A 16,981-nucleotide genomic window follows, 5' to 3' on the forward strand; every position below is an offset into this window, starting at 1 on the left:
AAGATATTCACATTAACCTAAATTATATAATTATGAAAAATTACAGAAAATTATTATTACCCGCTTTAGCAATTTTACCACTTGTATTGTATTCATTTAAAGCAAATAGTGGAAATGAGTCTACCTATCAGATCAAAACTGCAAAAGTATATGAGTCTTTAAAGACATACGAGGCATTAGGATCTGATGTTGCACAAAGTTCAATAAGTGTAAATACAAAAAAATCAAAGTGGGATGGGCCCAATGCCAATGAAACTTTAAGTTCTTCTAGCTGGGCAGAAAGTAAGGTTGCTTTGGGTAGTATGTACGCTACGGAAATGGACATTAACCAAGTGATAGCATCATACAAATAATTAATCTAAATCCTGCTTATTTAACCCTATTGTTTTAAGTAAGCAGGAATTTATTGATATGAAACAAGGAAAATACATATTATCGATCCCCTTCTTTTTTTTATTATTTGTATCTGTGCTTTCATTTTCGGAAACAGGAACAGATAAGGATTTTAATACCATTCAAAAAGGGGAACAGCTTAAGAGACTATCTCAGTCTGATATTAAAGGTGATTTTATACATAAAACAGTTATCACCTCGTACAATTTTAAACAAGAATGTACAGAGCAGGCATGCGAAAGAAGAGATGCATTGAGTGTTTTCGAAACAAAAATTGCTTTTTATGCTGGCTTGCAAGAGTCATTGAGTATAAATGAAATATTAAAAGAATATAATTAATATGATGAAATTATTATTGTGTTCCCTTGTTTTTTGTGCTTTAAGTAGCTGCACATGGACCCGAGGGAAGCATACCTACGAAAATGCATGGAATGTACCATCGCAGGCTTCAGTAGCTATAAATAGTACATCCAAAGATAAATTCCCGATGGTGTTATATAATAGATCCAAAGAAAATATCCCATTAAAAGTTGTGATAAAGGATGATTCCTATTCAAAAGTTATAAACAGGAATGATTCTCTTACAATTACTGCTCATATGAATAAGGGAATTGTTGTTTCTAACACAGGAAAGGGAGAAGGAGTGTTTAGAATAAAAGTATATAATCATAATGGATCCATAAAAGAGAATCGTTTGAGATGATAAGAATATGATTACACGTAGATCTTTTTTTTATTTCTCAATTGTGCAGATATTCTTAATTGTATTAGTCTGTTTTTCCAGTACAGTTGATTCTTATGAGCGATCTTCATCATACCAAAAAAATGAGTTTACAAAATATTTAAAAGAACTTAAAGGAAATGTTGTAGAATTTAATTCTATTCCTGTCCTGAAACAGTATGAAGCAATTAGCGGGATTAATGCCGGCTATGGTTTTTTTGCTCCCAACGTAGCAAGTGCTTATATTCTTAAAGTTTCGGTGTATGATAAAAAAGATAAGGATAATATAAAAGTCTTTTTCTATCCTCCTTTTAAGACCCGTGAAGGACTAAACAGATATCATACGCTGCTTGGCTATTTTCAGGACAGATTGACCATATTAGAAAATAAGTTGAATAAGAAAAAAGCTGAAGAGTTTAAAGAATCGGACAAGTACGGTGAGTATCTGGATATTTTTATAAAAAGTATTGGAAGATATTATTATAAAGAATACAATTCAGATCAGTATTTTGTTGAATGTACATTATATCTGTATCATTACCCTCTTTTGCGCGAAAGTATTCTCCAGAAAAAAGAACCTGTTTTAATCCAGTTATTAAATGTCAATGTCAACCCTCTCAAAAAATAAATTTAATTTCGAAAAAAACGTAATTCAAAACTTCTTGCTATACCGAAAGGAAGATAGAATGTTTTTTCCTTTTTTCAGGATTTCCATTGGGTTATTTTTCTTGGTACATTTTATATCGACCTTATCAGACTTTAGCCTATTGTATACTGATGATGGATTGATTCCCTTGAACGTATTAAGCTTATTAAGAGTTGAAGTAATACCTACTCTGAATATTGTACTGAAGCTGCTGAATGGTTTTGGAGTGGAAAACATCTATACCATATATGCCTATATTATTCTGTATATTTTATTTTGTATTACCCTTACAGTAGGCCTTTTTAGCAGATTTTCAGCCATTGTATTACTATTGCTGCACATTATTTTATTTCAATCATCCAATGCTTATATGTATGGGGTTGACTATTTTAAATCCATAGCAATGTTTTATTGCGCTGTTTTTCCTGTTGGGAGCAAACTATCTTTAGATGCAACCCTATTTAAAAAAAAGGAATTTAACCCTTCTCCTTATCGTAATTTGCTGAAAATCCATTTAAGTATTGTGTATTTTACTTCAGGCCTGGATAAAGCTTTTGGCGTGAACTGGTGGAATGGAGAATCTATTTGGAAATCTTTTCATTTACCAGGCTTTGAATCATACATTATCGAGAATTATGATGTTTTAAGCTCGTATCCGATATTACCCACTTTTATAGGGATATCGACAATGTGTATTGAATTGTTATATCCATTATTTATGTGGAAGAAATCAATGAAGGCGTACTGGTTGATTCTTGTTTTAGGCCTTCATATGGGAATTATTATAGCCATGAATTTATATTTTTTTGGAGCACTGATGATTCTTTTAAACCTTAGTGGCTTTTTAAATCTGGAAGAAAAAGGACAAGTTGCTCATGTTAGCTAATCCAATATTTTCAAGCGATTATGCTTTTCCACTATTCTTTTTAGTAGTACTAACAATTTACTTATTGGTAGTAACAAAAGGTAATGTTGGTAAGATGGCAGTTAATATGGGAGACTGGTGTGTTCTGATTTTTTGTCTTTTTATCGTATTAAATATAATCATATACAATCCTTATAAGACAACATTCGCTGAAATATTATTTCCTGTTATTTATTTCTTAATCTATATTACTTTAAGACTGATTTTAGGTAGCGGCGGTCATCCAAAAAATATACTATTCATTGTTTTTTTATTGGTAGTTGTGGAAGATATTGTAGGTTGGCTGCAGTTCTTTGATATCACGAGGAGTTTAAATAAAAATTTTCAGATTATGGGGAGCTTTGTCAGCCCGGCTTTGTTTACAAATTTTATTATAGTAGCTATTCCTGGAATTCTTTGGTTATACAAAAATGAAAAACATAAGATAGGAAAAATTACCTATATCCTTACAATTGTGACTTCAATCCTTATTTGTTTTCTCACAGATTCAAAATTAAGCTGGCTGACAATAGCAATCATTTCTTTTATATATTTTTTGTTCCTATATAAGAATCAGATATCTGTCTGGAAGAAAATATTATTTTTTGCCTTTTCATGTGCCATTGCAGTCGTTGCGGTTTTAATATTTTTTCAGGATTCAACTTCGGGACGTTTTTTTGTTTTTAAGAACTCCCTGGCTTTATTGGGATCGTCATTTTATAAGGGTATTGGTATTGGCAACTTTGACTACTATTATAATCTGGTACAAGCCGATTATATAAGAATGCACCCATCCCGATACTTTACTAATGTAACCTATATTGAAACAGCATATAATGAACCTTTGCAATTCCTTATTGAAGGAGGAATATTATCTTTTATACTAATGCTGTTTTTAGTATTCAATGTATATAAATACAGAGTTTATCTGCTGAAAAATATAGAAATCACACTTGGGCTAGGTTCTTTTTTGATCATTTCTCTGTTTTCATTCCCTTTCAGAACAAGTGCTGTTTGTGTTCTTCTTATTTTGTATCTGGGTATTTTTCTTTCCGGCATAAAAAAAGAGAAAATTTCATGTAAGTACGGTAAAATTATTTTAGGATTTATTGTGTTGATCAATACTATAACAATAATCAGAATAGCCGGGATCGAAAGTGATCTTATGAAATGGAGGGCTTTAGAACAACATGATGTAAGCCTGTCAAATAAACAATCTGAGTTGATATATAAAGATCTTTTTAAAACCTTTGGAAATGATAAAGATTTTTTGCTTGCTTTTGCAAACAACAGACTTGAATATAAAGACTTTGATACTGCAATAAAGCTTTTAGAAAGAGCTTCGCTCAGGAGTAGTAAACTGGATATATTTCTATTGCTTGGCGTTAATTATGAAAAAATTGGAAATTATAGAAAAGCAGAAGAAAATTATATAAAATGTAAATACTTTGATCCAGATATTGTTAGGCCCCGGTATGAATTGATGAGGCTTTATCTCCAACAGAAAAGGCTGGAAGAAGCAAAAAAAACAGCACAAGATATACTTAATACTCCAATAAAAGTTAAAAGTAAACAAGCGTTTGAAATCAGAAAGTATGCCCAAAAGATAATGGATATAAGAAGCTTATGATCAAAAAAGAAATTATTCTGGTATTTTTTTTAGTTGCATTTTCGCTAGCATTTTCTCAAAATATCAGGAAAGATACACTCAAAAAAGAAAAAGAGATTGAAGCTGTAAACCTGAAAGCTCCGAATGTAAGATTTAAAAGAGGAAAAATTATTCTATCACCCGCACGAAATCCAATTGCTGACTCGCAAAACTCATGGGACTTTATTAAGAATTCAGGGTATGTGGAGGCCTCAGAAACCGGATCGGTTAAAATAAGACAGAAACCCACCACGATATATATCAATGATCGCAAAATTCAATTATCGGGAACGGAGCTAAAAAACTATTTAGAAGCTATCCCAAGTAATATGATTGTTCATATAGAAGTTATTGGTACTCCGGATGCAACAAGTCCTGCAGATGAAATGTCCATTATTAAAATTACACTGCGGAATAGTGATTTTCAGGGTCTTAAATTAGGGATTGGTTCTTCTGTTGGATTCACCAAGAAAATGAATATGTCTGAAAATGCAAATATCAATTGGAAAGGCAAAAGAACAGAAATCCAAGCTTTTATCAGCAGTAACTACAAAGAAAATCTGACCAATACTTCTTACACCACTGAATTTCGAAATAATATCTGGGATGTTCCCCAGAAAATGATTTCATTGAGCCAATCTAATATATATTCCCTGTTATTCAATTATAAATCCAACAAAAGACATGTGATAAGTTTGTATACTGAGTATTCGCCTTCCACACTAAGAAATAAATTAAGCTCTGATAACGGATCTCCTACTGTGGAGAGATTGGCTAAAAATGATTCTATTTTCCGATACCATTCATCAAATACAAATCAAGGTCCCAATACAACCATACAGATCAATTATACATTAAAAAACGACTCTGCAACAAGTACCCTCAAAGTACAGATGGAATATTTTAACTCTGATAAAAAGTATAACAATGCCTACCAGAGTTTTTATTTTAACAGTGGCAATTACATGAGTTCAGGAGAATATATAGATAAATCTGTACGAAGACTTAATCAGTATGTAGGAAATATTAATTATACTTTAAACACTAAAAAATGGGGAGATTGGTCTGTTGGTGGTCGTTTTTCTTACAATCAAATGGAAAATCCAATAGATATTTCCAAAAATAGTGTTCCTGTAACCGCAAGTAGTCAGGATTATAAAGAAAAATATTATGCCTTTTTTTTAGAGGGAAGCAAACAGTTTGAAAAAACATATATTCGTTTAGGGATAAGGCAGGAAAGTAACTTCATGAATTTCATAGGTGGTAATTCTTTTGATTTGAAAGGATGGTATCCCAATATCCTGGTTCAGCAAAATTTTTCCGAGAGTTTTCAGATGGAGGCAAGCTACAAAAAATCTCTAGTGAGACCGGATTATTATTTGTTGAATTCTCTTCAAAGAAAAAGTACAGAGAATAGTGTTGTTACGACTTCCGGAAATATTACCCTTAGACCTCAGATTGATCACGAAGTCGACATTTCTATGTATTACAAACAACAAATGCTTTCTTTGGGAATGCAATATTCTCCTAATTATATAAGCACTATTGTAATGAGGAGAGGAGAGAGGCTTACACAGGAATATAATAATTTTAGATTAATGACATTATATGCTTCATTATCTATTAATAAATCATTTAAAGATAAATATTTTATCCGTAATTATTTTACCATTAATTATTTACCCATAATTGAATTTGGAGATGTACAAAAACAAAGAACGACAGTTGCAATCAATAACAGAATCGTAGGAACAATTGTGTTGAAAAAAGATTACGTTATAGAAACTTCATTTGCTTTTACAACAAATTTTTACGACAGCTTTTATAAACATGGAGGTACCAGCAGTCTAAATCTTACTCTTCAAAAAAAGATTCCAAATCTTAATCTTACGCTATATTTAACCGCTACCGATCTTTTAAAAGGAATGAAATCGTATGAAGAAGCATTGTATAGTATAACCTATAATACACGTTCTTATGCTGATGCCAGAGGTGTTAAACTAGGACTGTACTGGACTTTTGGTAATCAAAAATTAAAATCAACTGAAAAAGAAGATTCTTTAACAGAAGATACAAAGAACAGAAATAAAAAGTAATTAATTACTGTAAAATAAGAATAGAGAAAATAAGCTGACAATAATTCAAAAACACAAAACCACTGCAATGCAGTGGTTTAATAATATCTGTTTATTCAACTGTAATCGTTGGATCCCAAACGCAATAGCTGTACAATATTTGCTTGTCACTGTTATTGGGATCTAAAGTATATAAAGCAAAGAAAAGGGAGTAGTTTCCTTCTCCTGTACTTCCTATCGTTGCATCATAGCTGTAAAAATTTACGTTGGCAGGTATAGCAGGAAGCCCGTTTGTTTTTGTATGATCCGGTATCGCGGCCTGTTTTCTGTCTACAACATCGTAAACCATCGGGTTCCCATTAAATACTTCAACGCCGGCATATTTTTTAAAACCATAGATAATGACTGCATCATCCGAATTCTGATAAATTGAACTTCCTCTGAAGGATACTCTGTCTCCGTTTCTTGCCTTTAGATTTAAATCTCCCGTTGCCTGACCAAGAAGAGCGTTTGCAGCGGGAACAATCATATATTTGGCAATATGATCAACAGGTACCGGCTTGTCCATATTTGTACTGGGAGTAAGCCTGTTTTGTTGGATGTAATGTTTTACATAATCTGTGTCAATAACGACCATAATGTCTATAGCCTGGCTTGATGAAAATTGTGATGTGTCCATGTATTATTATTTTTGATTGGTTTTTTCTTACTCGTTTGGCTTTTCAGATTCCGCCCCGTGATTAATTATGTGTGATTCCGGCTTCACTTTTTTTGTTGTAATTACATCACAAATTTATGCAGGCAGGGATACCTATTCAAGAGTATAAATGCTGAAATTAGTACCTAGGTATTTATACTTAATTATTCTCTTTATTGTGATTTGTTTTGATTTTAAACAAAAAATACCCCGAAAAGCTTAACTTCTCGGGGTACCCATTTATAATGGTTAAATCTAATTTCTTTTAAAAAGATACTTCATTCACTTCTTTTCCTCTTTGGAAATTCATTGTTTTCTGGCTGCCTTTATAGGCAATATTCACCAGGTTGATCTGCTTAGGAAAAGCACTTAGAAGGATCGTATTCTTAATCTTTAAGGTGCTGATATCTGAAACTCCTCCGGTTTCAAAATACACCCATACAGTTTCTCCGCTTACCTGACTTCCGGTGAAGGTGATTGTTTTAGGAGCCCCATTCACAAATACATCAAAATTATTGTTCACATATTTTTTTACTTCTGCCTCAAATCCTGCCGTGTTCGGATTGATTTTAATAGCATCAGAGATATGGCTTGTATTCATTTTTGTGGTAAACTTCAATGTTTTGCTTCCATCAATATAATCCACCTTAGTCATTGAAGAGAAAAAGTCTACATACATAAAACTCATTAACACAAAAAATGTTAAAATTCCTGATATATATAAAAGTTTTTTCATCTTAATTAATAAATTTACAATCATACTTGCTAGTTATGAGTCACAAATAATATGCCAATTAGAAGTTTACATTTACAGAATACTTATCATAAAATGCTTTAATATGCGCTACTGCCTCATCAGCAGTATCTACCACACGATAAAGATCAAGATCATCTTCAGCAATCATTCCTTCTTTTAGTAAGGTTGCCTTGAACCAATCTAATAATCCACCCCAAAATTCAGTTCCTACCAATACGATTGGAAATTTACCAATTTTATTAGTTTGAATAAGGGTCATTGCTTCTGTCAGTTCATCCAATGTTCCAAAACCTCCGGGCATTACCACGAAACCTTGGGAATATTTCACAAACATTACCTTTCTCACGAAGAAGTAATCGAAATTCATTGAATAAGACTTGTTGATATAAGGGTTGAAATGCTGTTCAAAAGGAAGATCGATATTAAGTCCGATAGACTTCCCTTTTGCATTGAAAGCTCCTTTATTTCCTGCTTCCATAATTCCCGGTCCACCACCTGTAATAATTCCGAAACCTAATGCGGTAATTTTTTCAGCGATTTCAACGGCCATTTCGTAGTATTTATTTTCCGGCCTCAAACGTGCAGAGCCAAAGATAGAAACGCAAGGTCCAATCTTAGCCAGTTTTTCGTAGCCATCTACAAATTCAGCCATCACCTTGAAAACCATCCAGCTGTCTTTCGTGATGGTTTCATCCCAGGTTTTTTGTCTGAAACTATCGTGTAGTTTCGTTTCGTTAATGTCAAATTCCGGATTTACTAAACTTTCATCCCTGGTTCCATCAAGTTCCATTGCACAATTTATTTAAAATATTTTTCGGCCTCTATTACGGATTCCGGTCTTCCGACATCGATAAGAATGCTGTCGTGTACAAAACCATGAATATGCTCGGTCTGCATCAGATCCAGATATTCTTCCATAACAGAAAATTTTCCTTTTCTTTTTATTTTTTCAAAAATGAGAGGATTGATACAATGAACACCACTGAAGGCAAGAGCTTTGAATCCTTTATTAAACTCGGCAAGCCTTTGTTCTCCTGTTTGCACATTCAACCAACCTCTTAAGACCATTTCATCATTGAAAAGAAGTTTTCTTGAACTTTCACGGTCTGAGACTGCTAAAGTAGCAAAATCTTTTATCTTTTTATGATATTCTACCAATGTATTGATGTTTATGTTGGTTAAAATATCAGCGTTCATGATGAGGAAATCTTCTCCGTGGTCAAGAAATCTTCTAGCAAAAATTAAGCCGCCCCCGGTTTCAAGCAGTTCGTTGGACTCATCAGAGATTTCGATCTTACACTCGAAATTATTGTTTTTATTCAAAAAATCAACAATCTGATCTCCAAAATGATGGATGTTGATCACAAAATCTGTAATTCCGAAACTTTTTAAATATCTGATATTTCTTTCTAAAAGAGGAATACCATTTACTTTTGCCAAAGCTTTTGGATGGTGGTCTGTAAAGGGTTTAAGCCTTGTTCCTTTTCCTGCTGCGAAAATAAGAGCCTTCATAATATATGAGTAATAAGTGATGAGTAATGTATAATAAGTAACGTAAAATTACTTATTGCTCATTACTGATTATTAATATTCAGTTGTGGTTGTTCGTCATGCTGAAGAGTCACCAGCGTGCCTTCAGGATATTTTTGTTTGATGAATTCTGCAATCTTGATGGCAGAATACACCGATCTGTGTTGCCCACCGGTACATCCGAAATTGATTTGCAGGTTTTCAAATCCTCTTTCCAGATAATCTTCGATGTTGATGGAAACAATTGATTTTACAAGTTCCAGGAATTTGGGCATCTCTGTCTGGGTTTCAAGGTATTCCTGAACGCCTATGTCATTTCCGGTCTGGATTTTATATTCTTCAATTCGGCCTGGATTTAAAATTCCTCTGCAATCGAAAGCAAAACCGCCTCCGTTTCCTGAATGATCTTTTGGAATTCCTCCTTTCTTATACGAAAAACTGTGGATATCGATGTGTAGCATTTTCTTCTTTTTATTTTTAGTTTAGACCATTAAGGTCTTTTAAGTTTTTGTCATTGTCAGCCTGAGCGGAGTCGAAGGCTATGAGCATAATATTATACTAATCCTTCTTAATGGTTCAAATTTAAAATTTCTTCAACTTTCGATTTAGCCTTTTCAGAGCTAAGTTGCCTGATCACTTTTTCAAGCTCAGGAAAATTTTTCATTTGCTCCCAAGAAGCTGCAAATTGGGTAATGTTTTCAATTCCTTTTTCCAGACTTGCTATGAAATGTTGTTTTCTCTGAATGAGTCCCCGGAATCCATACGCACCTAGGACCTGCAAAAATCTCATCACCTGAACAGGCTTCACCGAATGATATAGTTGAGCTTTAATTTCCTCATCTTCAAATTGCTGGATATAAAATTCCAGCATCTCATTTTTAAAGTCCTCAGGAAAGTTTGCTTTTGCCTGGAAAAGAAAAGAGATGACGTCATACATCAATGGGCCTTTCATTGCAGACTGGTAGTCAATAAATGAAACCTCATTGTTGTCATTCACCATAATGTTTCTTGCCTGGAAATCGCGGATCATAATTCCCTGTGGTTTAAGACTTTCAATAAGATTGGCAATTTGTTTGAATTCTTTTAAGAGCCTGGATTTATTGTACTCCAATTCAAGGATGTCTGCTACAAAGTTTTTAAAATAATACAAATCATGAATCACCGGAAGTTCATCATAGCATTCATATTCAAATGTTTTTGAATAATCTATTTTCCCCTGAGTCTGAGTTTGCAGTTGAAACAATTTTTCCAGAGTTTGTTGTACCAGCTGCTTTACATGAGGCGAAAGGCTTTCTTTTGCAATGAGTTCGGAAAGAGTTTGGGCTCCCAGGAATTCCTGTACATATATTTTTCTATCCTCAGATACTGCAAAAATGGTTGGCGTATTTAGATTTAAATCAGAAAAAATATAGGAATAATAGAGAAAACTTTCATTTTCCGGGATATTTTCATTGTAGGTAATGATATATTTTTCAGTGCCGGCGGTCGCCAAAAAATTAACTCTCGCAGAGCCGCTTTGAGCCAGTGTAACGAATTCGGAAGATTTTTTACCTAGATGGTTTTCAAAAAATCGTTTTGCGTTTTCAGAAGTCATAATATGAAACAAATATACTAATTTAACGTGAGTTGAATCACAATGTTTGAAGGGTAAGGGAAGTTGTTTTGAGAGTTTCTTTATTGATCGAAGAAATCTTTACAATTAAAAGTAAAATATTGACTTCAATATACGCCCTCCCTGGTTTGTGATTTAAAATTTAGGTTTCTTGCCTCAAAATCAGTTGAGTTTACAGTCTAATTTTTATATTTGTACTATGTTAAAGGACTTTAAGCCGGTTTTAGGAATTCTACTGCGTTTCATCATCATCTATCTGGTGCTGCTTTTTGCTTACCAATTTTATCTGAACAGCAGTAAAGATGCCGGTCTGGATCCGTTTTCACGAATCATTGCCAATCAGGTAAGCAGTTTGCAAAATAGTACAGGGTATCCGACGGAGCTTTATGACGATGTCAGGAACGAACAGGTCTGGTTTTATGTTAAAAATCACTATGTCACAAGAATGGTTGAGGGTTGTAACGCTATTTCCGTAATCATCTTATTTGTGTCTTTTATTTTTGCCTTTTATAAAGGTTCAAAGACATTTGTATTTGTAGGAGTAGGACTGGTTTTACTGTATATTATGAATCTTTTGCGAATTGCCGGGTTGAATATTGTGATGTCGGATTATAAGGAATATGGAAAAATGTTTCATGACTTTGTCTTTCCCGCTATTATTTACGGAACGGTGGTTGTGCTTTGGCTGATTTGGATTAAATTCTTTGCTTTAAAACATGAAAATTCTTAACTGGTTATTCGTCATTGTCGGAATTTGTGGTCTTGTGAGTGTTAGAATTTTCGAAGATCAACTCTTCTATGATCCTTTTCTTGATTACTTCCACGAAGCGATAAAAAATATTGAATTCCCTGCCTTTGAATGGGGAAAGTTACTGTTAGGGCATATTTTCAGATTTATTCTGAATTTGCTGTTTTCCTGCCTGATTGTTTATGGCTTATTTAAAAACAAACAGTGGACGCTGCAGGGAGCGGTCATGATGGTCATTGTTTTTGCCATTGCGCTGCCTATTTATTTTTACTGTATTCATGATCAGTTTAAAATAGGCTATCTTTTTTCTTTTTATATGAGGAGGTTTGTAATTCAGCCTTTGATTATCCTTTTGATTGTTCCGATGTTTTATTACAGAAAGCAGATGATGGTTAATGAAGACAAAGATAAATAGGCCTGTTTAATTCCAGTCTATTCTGTAGTGTGTTTGTCAATACTGGTTACATTTTCAGCAGTCCATTCTACACGTTTAACGAAATCCTTTTCACGAACCGGGCAGTCTTTGATCTGACAAACCGGGCAGGAGATAGGCTTACAGTCATCCATATGAAAATTAAACTCTATGGGACGTTTTATATTGCTGGCAAGAAGGATAATGACTTTCTCCATTTCGCTGTGAGCATCACGAAGATCATAATACCATGGAAGGGTAATGTGGGCGTCAATATGAAGTGAGGATCCGAATTGCTGGATTTTCATATTATGCACGTCAATCCATTCTGTATGTCTGTTTTCTTCAAGGATTTTGATGATCTGGTGTAATATTTCCGGATCTTGTTCATCCATAATTCCGCTTAAAGATTTTCGGACAATTTTATAGCCTACAAATATGATGTAAAGCCCGAAGATTAATGCTACCGCAGAATCCAGCCAATAGATTTTTGTGAAATAAACAATCACTAAACTTCCTACCACACCAAGCGTGGTGATAGTATCCGATTGCAAATGCTTTCCGGATGAAATAAGGACAAGGGAATTCTCTCTTTCCCCCTTTTTTATAGAGATATAACCTAAAAGGTAGTTGATAACCGCAGTTGCTGTAATAATCCATATTCCCAGATCAATTTGGCTCAGTGTTTTACCTACAATAAGGCTATGAATCCCTTCATAAATAATCATAATCCCCGCAATAGCAATCAAAGCTCCTTCAATACCGGAAGTAACAAATTCTACCTTTCCATGGCCATAAGGATGGTCTTCATCTTTTGGTTTGGCAGCAAGGTGTAGGGAATACAGTCCCATGAATGCGCTAATCACATTCACGATACTTTCCATAGCATCGGAGAACACTGCATCAGAATTGGTGAGTTTCCAGGCAATAATCTTTCCGATGAAAAGAATGACTCCAAATGCGGCGATCAGTTTTTGGAATCCTATTTTATCTTTGTGTGTGTGTTTCTGGGTATTCATATCAGGAGTTTGATAAAAAAAAGAATCTCAATTTTGAGACTCTTTTTTATTTTGTTAGTTTATACTAAGTTATTTGCTACAAGGTATTCTGCGATTTGTACAGCGTTCGTTGCTGCTCCTTTCCTCAGATTGTCTGCTACAATCCAGAGGTTGAGTGTTTTGGGCTGTGACAGATCCCGTCTTATCCTTCCTACGAAAACCTCGTCCTTTCCTTCGGAGTATAAAGGCATTGGATAATGATTGTTTTTTACATCATCCATCACCACTACTCCTGGAGTTTCAGATAAGATTTTTCGTACTTCGTCCAGTTCAAATTCATTTTCAAATTCGATGTTTACACTTTCTGAGTGACCTCCCTGAACGGGAACTCTTACTGCAGTCGCTGTCAAATTGAACGTGTCGTCTCCTAAAATTTTCTTAGGTTCTTTCATCAATTTGATTTCTTCTTTTGTGTAATCATCATCAGAAAACACATCACAGTGAGGTAATGCATTTTTGAATATCTGATACGGATATACTTTTGCAGTTGAATCATCTCCGCTGATTTCTCCATTTAGCTGATCTACAGCAGCTTTGCCGGTTCCTGTTACAGATTGGTAAGTGGAAACGATTACTCTTTTTAAATCATATTTTTTGTTCAATGGTCCCAGAACCATTACCAACTGAATGGTAGAACAATTCGGATTTGCAATGATCTTGTCTTCTTTCGTTAAAACATCAGCATTGATCTCAGGAACCACTAATTTTTTATCAGGATCCATTCTCCATGCAGAAGAATTGTCAATTACTGTTACTCCTGCCTCCGCAAATAATGGAGCAAACTCAAGAGAAGTTGAACCTCCGGCAGAAAAGATGGCAATATCCGGTTTGGCAGCTATAGCGTCCTTCATGCTTACAATCGTAAATTCCTTCTGTTTATACTTCACCTTCTTGCCTACAGATTTTTCGGATGCTACCGGAATTAATTCTGTTACAGGGAAGTTTCTCTCCTCCAAAACTTTAAGCATAACTTGTCCAACCATTCCTGTTGAACCTACTACAGCTACTTTCATTGATTTAATTAAAAATTTAAGATTAAACTATTTATAAATTATAACGCATTATGTATAATTTCTTTATCTATTTATGCCCCGAAGACTCTTGTCCAAGGGAACGCGAATGCAAATAAACCTACTGCAATTAATCCCATAATCACTACTCCTAAAGAGATGGTATCATTAGATTTTACTTTTTTGTTGACAATAGTCATCAAAACAGCTGCAATAAGCATAGAGAATGGATGCTCAACATATTGGAATCTTGAATAAGAATCGCTCATTAGTGTTCCTGCTGATATCGCAGCCTTAACACCTGGTGATACAAATAACATGATTATTCCCAGCAAAAACTGAACGTGGAAGAAGATCATTGTAAATAAAGTTGTTTTCTTTAAAAACTTGTTCACTTTTCCACTGAATCCGAACATAGTAGCCAAAAGTGCAATAATAAATAATGCTACTAGCAGCAGTTCAAGATACCCGAATCCTTTGTGGGCATTAAGCAAAATCTTGTAAAAATCCATAATCTATTTTTTTTGTACACAAAGATAACAAAAATCCCGGCTCGAAGTCGGGATTGATATTTATAAAATCTAATATTGTGATAATTAGAAGTTGAAAGATAAAGTTGTAGACCATGTTCTTCCGAATTTAAAATAAATTCTGTTGAAGAGATGAGACCTATTATAAAAAGGCCATTTATGTAAGGTTAATGCGTTACAATTGTCGTTGAATTATTTTCAGATTCCTTTCCTTGTTCAAGAGCTACTAATTTTCCTCCTTTAAAATGTAGAATATTGGTAATTGAGCTGTTTCCAAGATTGAAGTTTTCTTTGTAAAATAAGGATTCTTCCATCTCTTTGGTTTCTTTATTTTCTGTAAATGCGGATTTGTAAGGTTTTCCAAATTTTGAGATAACCTGATCTTTCGTCATTCCGATACTTACCGATTCAGACGTAAACTTACTGCTTGTTTTGAAGGAAGTTAAAAATGCTAAAATCATGAGTATAGATACTGTTTGTGTTAAAAATAATCGCATAATTTTTTTATTAAATGTACAAAAAACATCAGATTTTTATGATGTAATGCACGAACAGGCGTCAATAAAAGGTTTAGACACTAATTGGTGTATTGTTAATGAAAAATAATGTGTTTTATTTGGAAATAAATGTATATTTGGTAGATAAAACATGAAAATACTATGAGAAAGAAAAAAATTATCAGATTAGAAATCAATAAGGAAGAGATCCTTAATCTATCGCACGATGAATCCCAGAAAATTTTAGGGGGAGAAAACGGAGTACTCACTGTAGATTATGGCGCTGATTGCCCGGTTACACAACCTGCTAATTGTGGTACCGGATATTCTGAAGATTGTACAGAAGAAGGATGTCAAAGCTTTACAGAGAACATGCAAAGTTGTGATTGTGGACCAGATGTATCTTCTCAATGCCCTTCTGCTAATTATTGGACCTGTAACACGATAAGAACTTAATTAAAACTAAATATTATAACATGAGAAAGAAGAAAATCATCAAATTAGAGATTAACAAAGAAGACATCCTTAATCTATCACAAGATGAATCACAGAAAATTTTAGGAGGAGCAGGAACGGTAATTACTGTAGACCTTAGCCAGTGTCCTGGAAATGTGTGTAATGACACAGAAGGTTGCAATACAACTGAATGTACAGAAGAAGATTGTACCTATGGAGGTTGTACGATGAATGAAACAGATGATATAGCCTGTATCACTGATGTTACAAGAGACTGTGACAGAACTTTCGACTTCACTTGCGAAAGAACGTAATTCCCAAACTAATACAACATGAAAAAGCGAATTGTAAAACTGGAAATTAATAAAGAAGATATTCTTAACCTTTCACTGGCTGAATCTCAGAAAATTGTTGGAGGAGGAGGAGATACTTTAACCTACGATAATGGAGATACCTGCCAGCAATTGACATTGCCCGACGATTGTAATCGTACAGAAGAAGGCTGCCAAGGATATACGGAAGGTATGGACAGTTGTGACAGTGCTTGCGGAGTGAGTGACGATAGAAACTGTTATACAGGAGATGTATTTCAATGTAATGGTACAAGAACTTAATGTATGAGTAAGAGGAAAATCATCAAATTAGAGATTAATAAAGAAGATATCCTTAATCTGTCACAGGATGAATCTCAAAAAGTTATAGGAGGTGGTGGTGCCGTTACTGTAGATTATAGTCAGTGCCCAGCGACAGGATGTGAAAACGACTCGGATGGATGTGGTTCCACAGACTGTACGGATGAAGATTGTACCTACGGAGACTGTACCATGAATGACACAGATGCAACAGATTGTGACAGAACCTTTGTTGGTTATTGTGAAAGAACTTAATTAAAAACTGAATATCGTGAACATGAGAAAGAAGAAAATTATCAAATTAGAGATTAACAAAGAAGACATCCTTAATCTGTCACAGGACGAATCTCAAAAAATTATAGGGGGAGCTGGAGCAGGCAATGTAATTACCGTAGACCTTAGCCAGTGTCCAGGAAATGTATGTGATGAAACAGAACGTTGTAACACCAATGACTGCACAGACGAAGATTGCACTTATGGAGGTTGTACAATGAATGACACAGATGATACAGCCTGCGTTACAGATATCACAATGGATTGCTTTACACAGGACGGGTCCGGAATGTGTGATGACAGAACCTAATATTTTTTTATTTACAATTAAAATAAACGCGGATAGCTTATAGAAAAGTTATCCGTGTTTATCTTTATATAA

Annotated in this window: 24 protein-coding genes; 14 read left to right on the forward strand and 10 right to left on the reverse strand. The window is 34.2% G+C overall.

The features are described from left to right. The first annotated feature begins 32 nt into the window (after nt 1–32). The 7 genes from EG342_RS06825 to EG342_RS06855 all read left to right on the forward strand — a co-directional run bounded on the left by EG342_RS06825 (nt 33) and on the right by EG342_RS06855 (nt 6,408). Nucleotides 33–353 (forward strand): hypothetical protein, encoded by a 321-nt coding sequence (locus tag EG342_RS06825; protein ID WP_103288995.1) that lies wholly within the window; start codon nt 33–35, stop codon nt 351–353. Between the two features lie 58 nt (nt 354–411). Further along, a complete protein-coding gene (locus tag EG342_RS06830; protein WP_103288996.1) occupies nt 412–732 on the forward strand; it encodes a hypothetical protein in 321 nt (106 codons plus the stop codon). A gap of 1 nt (nt 733) precedes the next feature. Next, entirely contained in the window at nt 734–1,096 is a 363-nt protein-coding gene (locus EG342_RS06835) for a hypothetical protein (RefSeq protein WP_103288997.1), read from the forward strand. Between the two features lie 43 nt (nt 1,097–1,139). Next, a complete protein-coding gene (locus EG342_RS06840; protein ID WP_123868042.1) occupies nt 1,140–1,742 on the forward strand; it encodes a hypothetical protein in 603 nt (200 codons plus the stop codon). A gap of 58 nt (nt 1,743–1,800) precedes the next feature. Then, on the forward strand, nt 1,801–2,646 hold the full coding sequence (locus EG342_RS06845) for an HTTM domain-containing protein (protein WP_164465158.1): 846 nt from the start codon (nt 1,801–1,803) through the stop codon (nt 2,644–2,646). A 370-nt stretch (nt 2,647–3,016) separates the two neighbouring features. After that, complete coding sequence (locus tag EG342_RS25615; RefSeq protein WP_260232359.1) at nt 3,017–4,294, forward strand: O-antigen ligase family protein; 1,278 nt, start codon at nt 3,017–3,019, stop codon at nt 4,292–4,294. Further along, nucleotides 4,291–6,408 (forward strand): outer membrane beta-barrel protein, encoded by a 2,118-nt coding sequence (locus tag EG342_RS06855; RefSeq protein WP_103289001.1) that lies wholly within the window; start codon nt 4,291–4,293, stop codon nt 6,406–6,408. The genes EG342_RS25615 and EG342_RS06855 overlap by 4 nt, the downstream gene beginning before the upstream one ends. A 91-nt stretch (nt 6,409–6,499) precedes the next feature. On the opposite strand, the gene EG342_RS06860 is transcribed toward EG342_RS06855, so the two are convergent. The 6 genes from EG342_RS06860 to EG342_RS06885 form a co-directional block, all read right to left on the reverse strand. After that, nucleotides 6,500–7,066, reverse strand: a complete 567-nt coding sequence (locus EG342_RS06860) for an inclusion body family protein (protein WP_103289002.1) — start codon at nt 7,064–7,066, stop codon at nt 6,500–6,502. A 283-nt stretch (nt 7,067–7,349) separates the two neighbouring features. Further along, on the reverse strand, nt 7,350–7,820 hold the full coding sequence (locus EG342_RS06865; RefSeq protein WP_027371877.1) for a DUF6702 family protein: 471 nt from the start codon (nt 7,818–7,820) through the stop codon (nt 7,350–7,352). Between the two features lie 58 nt (nt 7,821–7,878). After that, nucleotides 7,879–8,631, reverse strand: coding sequence for an LOG family protein (locus EG342_RS06870; RefSeq protein ID WP_103289003.1), 753 nt, complete (start codon nt 8,629–8,631; stop codon nt 7,879–7,881). 8 nt (nt 8,632–8,639) lie between these two features. Further along, entirely contained in the window at nt 8,640–9,353 is a 714-nt protein-coding gene (locus EG342_RS06875; protein WP_103289004.1) for a nucleotidyltransferase family protein, read from the reverse strand. 62 nt (nt 9,354–9,415) lie between these two features. Then, nucleotides 9,416–9,832, reverse strand: coding sequence for a RapZ C-terminal domain-containing protein (locus tag EG342_RS06880; RefSeq protein WP_103289005.1), 417 nt, complete (start codon nt 9,830–9,832; stop codon nt 9,416–9,418). A gap of 107 nt (nt 9,833–9,939) precedes the next feature. Next, nucleotides 9,940–10,965 (reverse strand): aminoglycoside phosphotransferase family protein, encoded by a 1,026-nt coding sequence (locus EG342_RS06885; RefSeq protein ID WP_103289006.1) that lies wholly within the window; start codon nt 10,963–10,965, stop codon nt 9,940–9,942. A gap of 217 nt (nt 10,966–11,182) precedes the next feature. Here EG342_RS06885 and xrtF point away from each other — a divergent pair, with 217 nt between their 5' ends. Both xrtF and EG342_RS06895 read left to right on the forward strand, forming a co-directional pair. Continuing rightward, nucleotides 11,183–11,713 (forward strand): exosortase family protein XrtF, encoded by a 531-nt coding sequence (xrtF, locus tag EG342_RS06890; protein ID WP_103289007.1) that lies wholly within the window; start codon nt 11,183–11,185, stop codon nt 11,711–11,713. Further along, nucleotides 11,700–12,146 carry an exosortase F system-associated membrane protein gene (locus EG342_RS06895; protein ID WP_103289008.1) on the forward strand — a complete coding sequence of 149 codons (447 nt, stop codon included), beginning with the start codon at nt 11,700–11,702 and terminating at the stop codon, nt 12,144–12,146. The genes xrtF and EG342_RS06895 overlap by 14 nt, the downstream gene beginning before the upstream one ends. A gap of 17 nt (nt 12,147–12,163) precedes the next feature. On the opposite strand, the gene EG342_RS06900 is transcribed toward EG342_RS06895, so the two are convergent. The 4 genes from EG342_RS06900 to EG342_RS06915 form a co-directional block, all read right to left on the reverse strand. Next, entirely contained in the window at nt 12,164–13,162 is a 999-nt protein-coding gene (locus EG342_RS06900; protein ID WP_103289009.1) for a cation diffusion facilitator family transporter, read from the reverse strand. A gap of 59 nt (nt 13,163–13,221) precedes the next feature. Then, a complete protein-coding gene (locus EG342_RS06905; protein ID WP_103289010.1) occupies nt 13,222–14,214 on the reverse strand; it encodes an aspartate-semialdehyde dehydrogenase in 993 nt (330 codons plus the stop codon). Between the two features lie 71 nt (nt 14,215–14,285). Then, entirely contained in the window at nt 14,286–14,723 is a 438-nt protein-coding gene (locus EG342_RS06910) for a hypothetical protein (protein ID WP_103289011.1), read from the reverse strand. Nucleotides 14,724–14,908: 185 nt separating this feature from the next. Further along, nucleotides 14,909–15,202, reverse strand: a complete 294-nt coding sequence (locus EG342_RS06915) for a DUF2845 domain-containing protein (protein ID WP_246008750.1) — start codon at nt 15,200–15,202, stop codon at nt 14,909–14,911. 198 nt (nt 15,203–15,400) lie between these two features. On the opposite strand from EG342_RS06915, the gene EG342_RS06920 reads away from it, so the two are divergent. Genes EG342_RS06920 through EG342_RS06940 form a run of 5 tightly spaced genes read left to right on the forward strand, consistent with a single transcriptional unit; the run spans nt 15,401 to nt 16,909 of the window. After that, nucleotides 15,401–15,694, forward strand: a complete 294-nt coding sequence (locus EG342_RS06920; protein ID WP_103289013.1) for a class I lanthipeptide — start codon at nt 15,401–15,403, stop codon at nt 15,692–15,694. Nucleotides 15,695–15,714: 20 nt separating this feature from the next. Beyond that, nucleotides 15,715–16,008: a class I lanthipeptide gene (locus EG342_RS06925; protein ID WP_103289014.1), complete on the forward strand. Its 294-nt coding sequence runs from the start codon at nt 15,715–15,717 to the stop codon at nt 16,006–16,008. 18 nt (nt 16,009–16,026) lie between these two features. Beyond that, on the forward strand, nt 16,027–16,308 hold the full coding sequence (locus tag EG342_RS06930; protein ID WP_103289015.1) for a class I lanthipeptide: 282 nt from the start codon (nt 16,027–16,029) through the stop codon (nt 16,306–16,308). 3 nt (nt 16,309–16,311) lie between these two features. Beyond that, nucleotides 16,312–16,581 (forward strand): class I lanthipeptide, encoded by a 270-nt coding sequence (locus EG342_RS06935; RefSeq protein WP_103289016.1) that lies wholly within the window; start codon nt 16,312–16,314, stop codon nt 16,579–16,581. A 22-nt stretch (nt 16,582–16,603) separates the two neighbouring features. Continuing rightward, entirely contained in the window at nt 16,604–16,909 is a 306-nt protein-coding gene (locus tag EG342_RS06940; protein ID WP_103289017.1) for a class I lanthipeptide, read from the forward strand. Nucleotides 16,910–16,981 lie beyond the last annotated feature (72 nt).

Source organism: Chryseobacterium lactis (assembly GCF_003815875.1).
Taxonomy (GTDB): Bacteria; Bacteroidota; Bacteroidia; order Flavobacteriales; family Weeksellaceae; genus Chryseobacterium; species Chryseobacterium lactis.

Coding starts and splice junctions, on each gene's coding strand:
- EG342_RS06935 (WP_103289016.1), top strand. CDS start 16,312: ATGAGTAAGAGGAAAATCATCAAATTAGAGATTAATAAAGAAGATATC.
- EG342_RS06895 (WP_103289008.1), top strand. CDS start 11,700: ATGAAAATTCTTAACTGGTTATTCGTCATTGTCGGAATTTGTGGTCTT.
- EG342_RS06875 (WP_103289004.1), bottom strand. CDS start 9,353: ATGAAGGCTCTTATTTTCGCAGCAGGAAAAGGAACAAGGCTTAAACCC.
- EG342_RS06905 (WP_103289010.1), bottom strand. CDS start 14,214: ATGAAAGTAGCTGTAGTAGGTTCAACAGGAATGGTTGGACAAGTTATG.
- EG342_RS06860 (WP_103289002.1), bottom strand. CDS start 7,066: ATGGACACATCACAATTTTCATCAAGCCAGGCTATAGACATTATGGTC.
- EG342_RS06835 (WP_103288997.1), top strand. CDS start 734: ATGATGAAATTATTATTGTGTTCCCTTGTTTTTTGTGCTTTAAGTAGC.
- EG342_RS06885 (WP_103289006.1), bottom strand. CDS start 10,965: ATGACTTCTGAAAACGCAAAACGATTTTTTGAAAACCATCTAGGTAAA.
- EG342_RS06855 (WP_103289001.1), top strand. CDS start 4,291: ATGATCAAAAAAGAAATTATTCTGGTATTTTTTTTAGTTGCATTTTCG.
- EG342_RS06880 (WP_103289005.1), bottom strand. CDS start 9,832: ATGCTACACATCGATATCCACAGTTTTTCGTATAAGAAAGGAGGAATT.
- EG342_RS06940 (WP_103289017.1), top strand. CDS start 16,604: ATGAGAAAGAAGAAAATTATCAAATTAGAGATTAACAAAGAAGACATC.
- EG342_RS06915 (WP_246008750.1), bottom strand. CDS start 15,202: ATGATTTTAGCATTTTTAACTTCCTTCAAAACAAGCAGTAAGTTTACG.
- EG342_RS06870 (WP_103289003.1), bottom strand. CDS start 8,631: ATGGAACTTGATGGAACCAGGGATGAAAGTTTAGTAAATCCGGAATTT.
- EG342_RS06930 (WP_103289015.1), top strand. CDS start 16,027: ATGAAAAAGCGAATTGTAAAACTGGAAATTAATAAAGAAGATATTCTT.
- EG342_RS06830 (WP_103288996.1), top strand. CDS start 412: ATGAAACAAGGAAAATACATATTATCGATCCCCTTCTTTTTTTTATTA.
- EG342_RS25615 (WP_260232359.1), top strand. CDS start 3,017: ATGGGGAGCTTTGTCAGCCCGGCTTTGTTTACAAATTTTATTATAGTA.
- EG342_RS06920 (WP_103289013.1), top strand. CDS start 15,401: ATGAGAAAGAAAAAAATTATCAGATTAGAAATCAATAAGGAAGAGATC.
- EG342_RS06845 (WP_164465158.1), top strand. CDS start 1,801: ATGTTTTTTCCTTTTTTCAGGATTTCCATTGGGTTATTTTTCTTGGTA.
- EG342_RS06925 (WP_103289014.1), top strand. CDS start 15,715: ATGAGAAAGAAGAAAATCATCAAATTAGAGATTAACAAAGAAGACATC.
- EG342_RS06900 (WP_103289009.1), bottom strand. CDS start 13,162: ATGAATACCCAGAAACACACACACAAAGATAAAATAGGATTCCAAAAA.
- xrtF (WP_103289007.1), top strand. CDS start 11,183: ATGTTAAAGGACTTTAAGCCGGTTTTAGGAATTCTACTGCGTTTCATC.
- EG342_RS06910 (WP_103289011.1), bottom strand. CDS start 14,723: ATGGATTTTTACAAGATTTTGCTTAATGCCCACAAAGGATTCGGGTAT.
- EG342_RS06825 (WP_103288995.1), top strand. CDS start 33: ATGAAAAATTACAGAAAATTATTATTACCCGCTTTAGCAATTTTACCA.
- EG342_RS06865 (WP_027371877.1), bottom strand. CDS start 7,820: ATGAAAAAACTTTTATATATATCAGGAATTTTAACATTTTTTGTGTTA.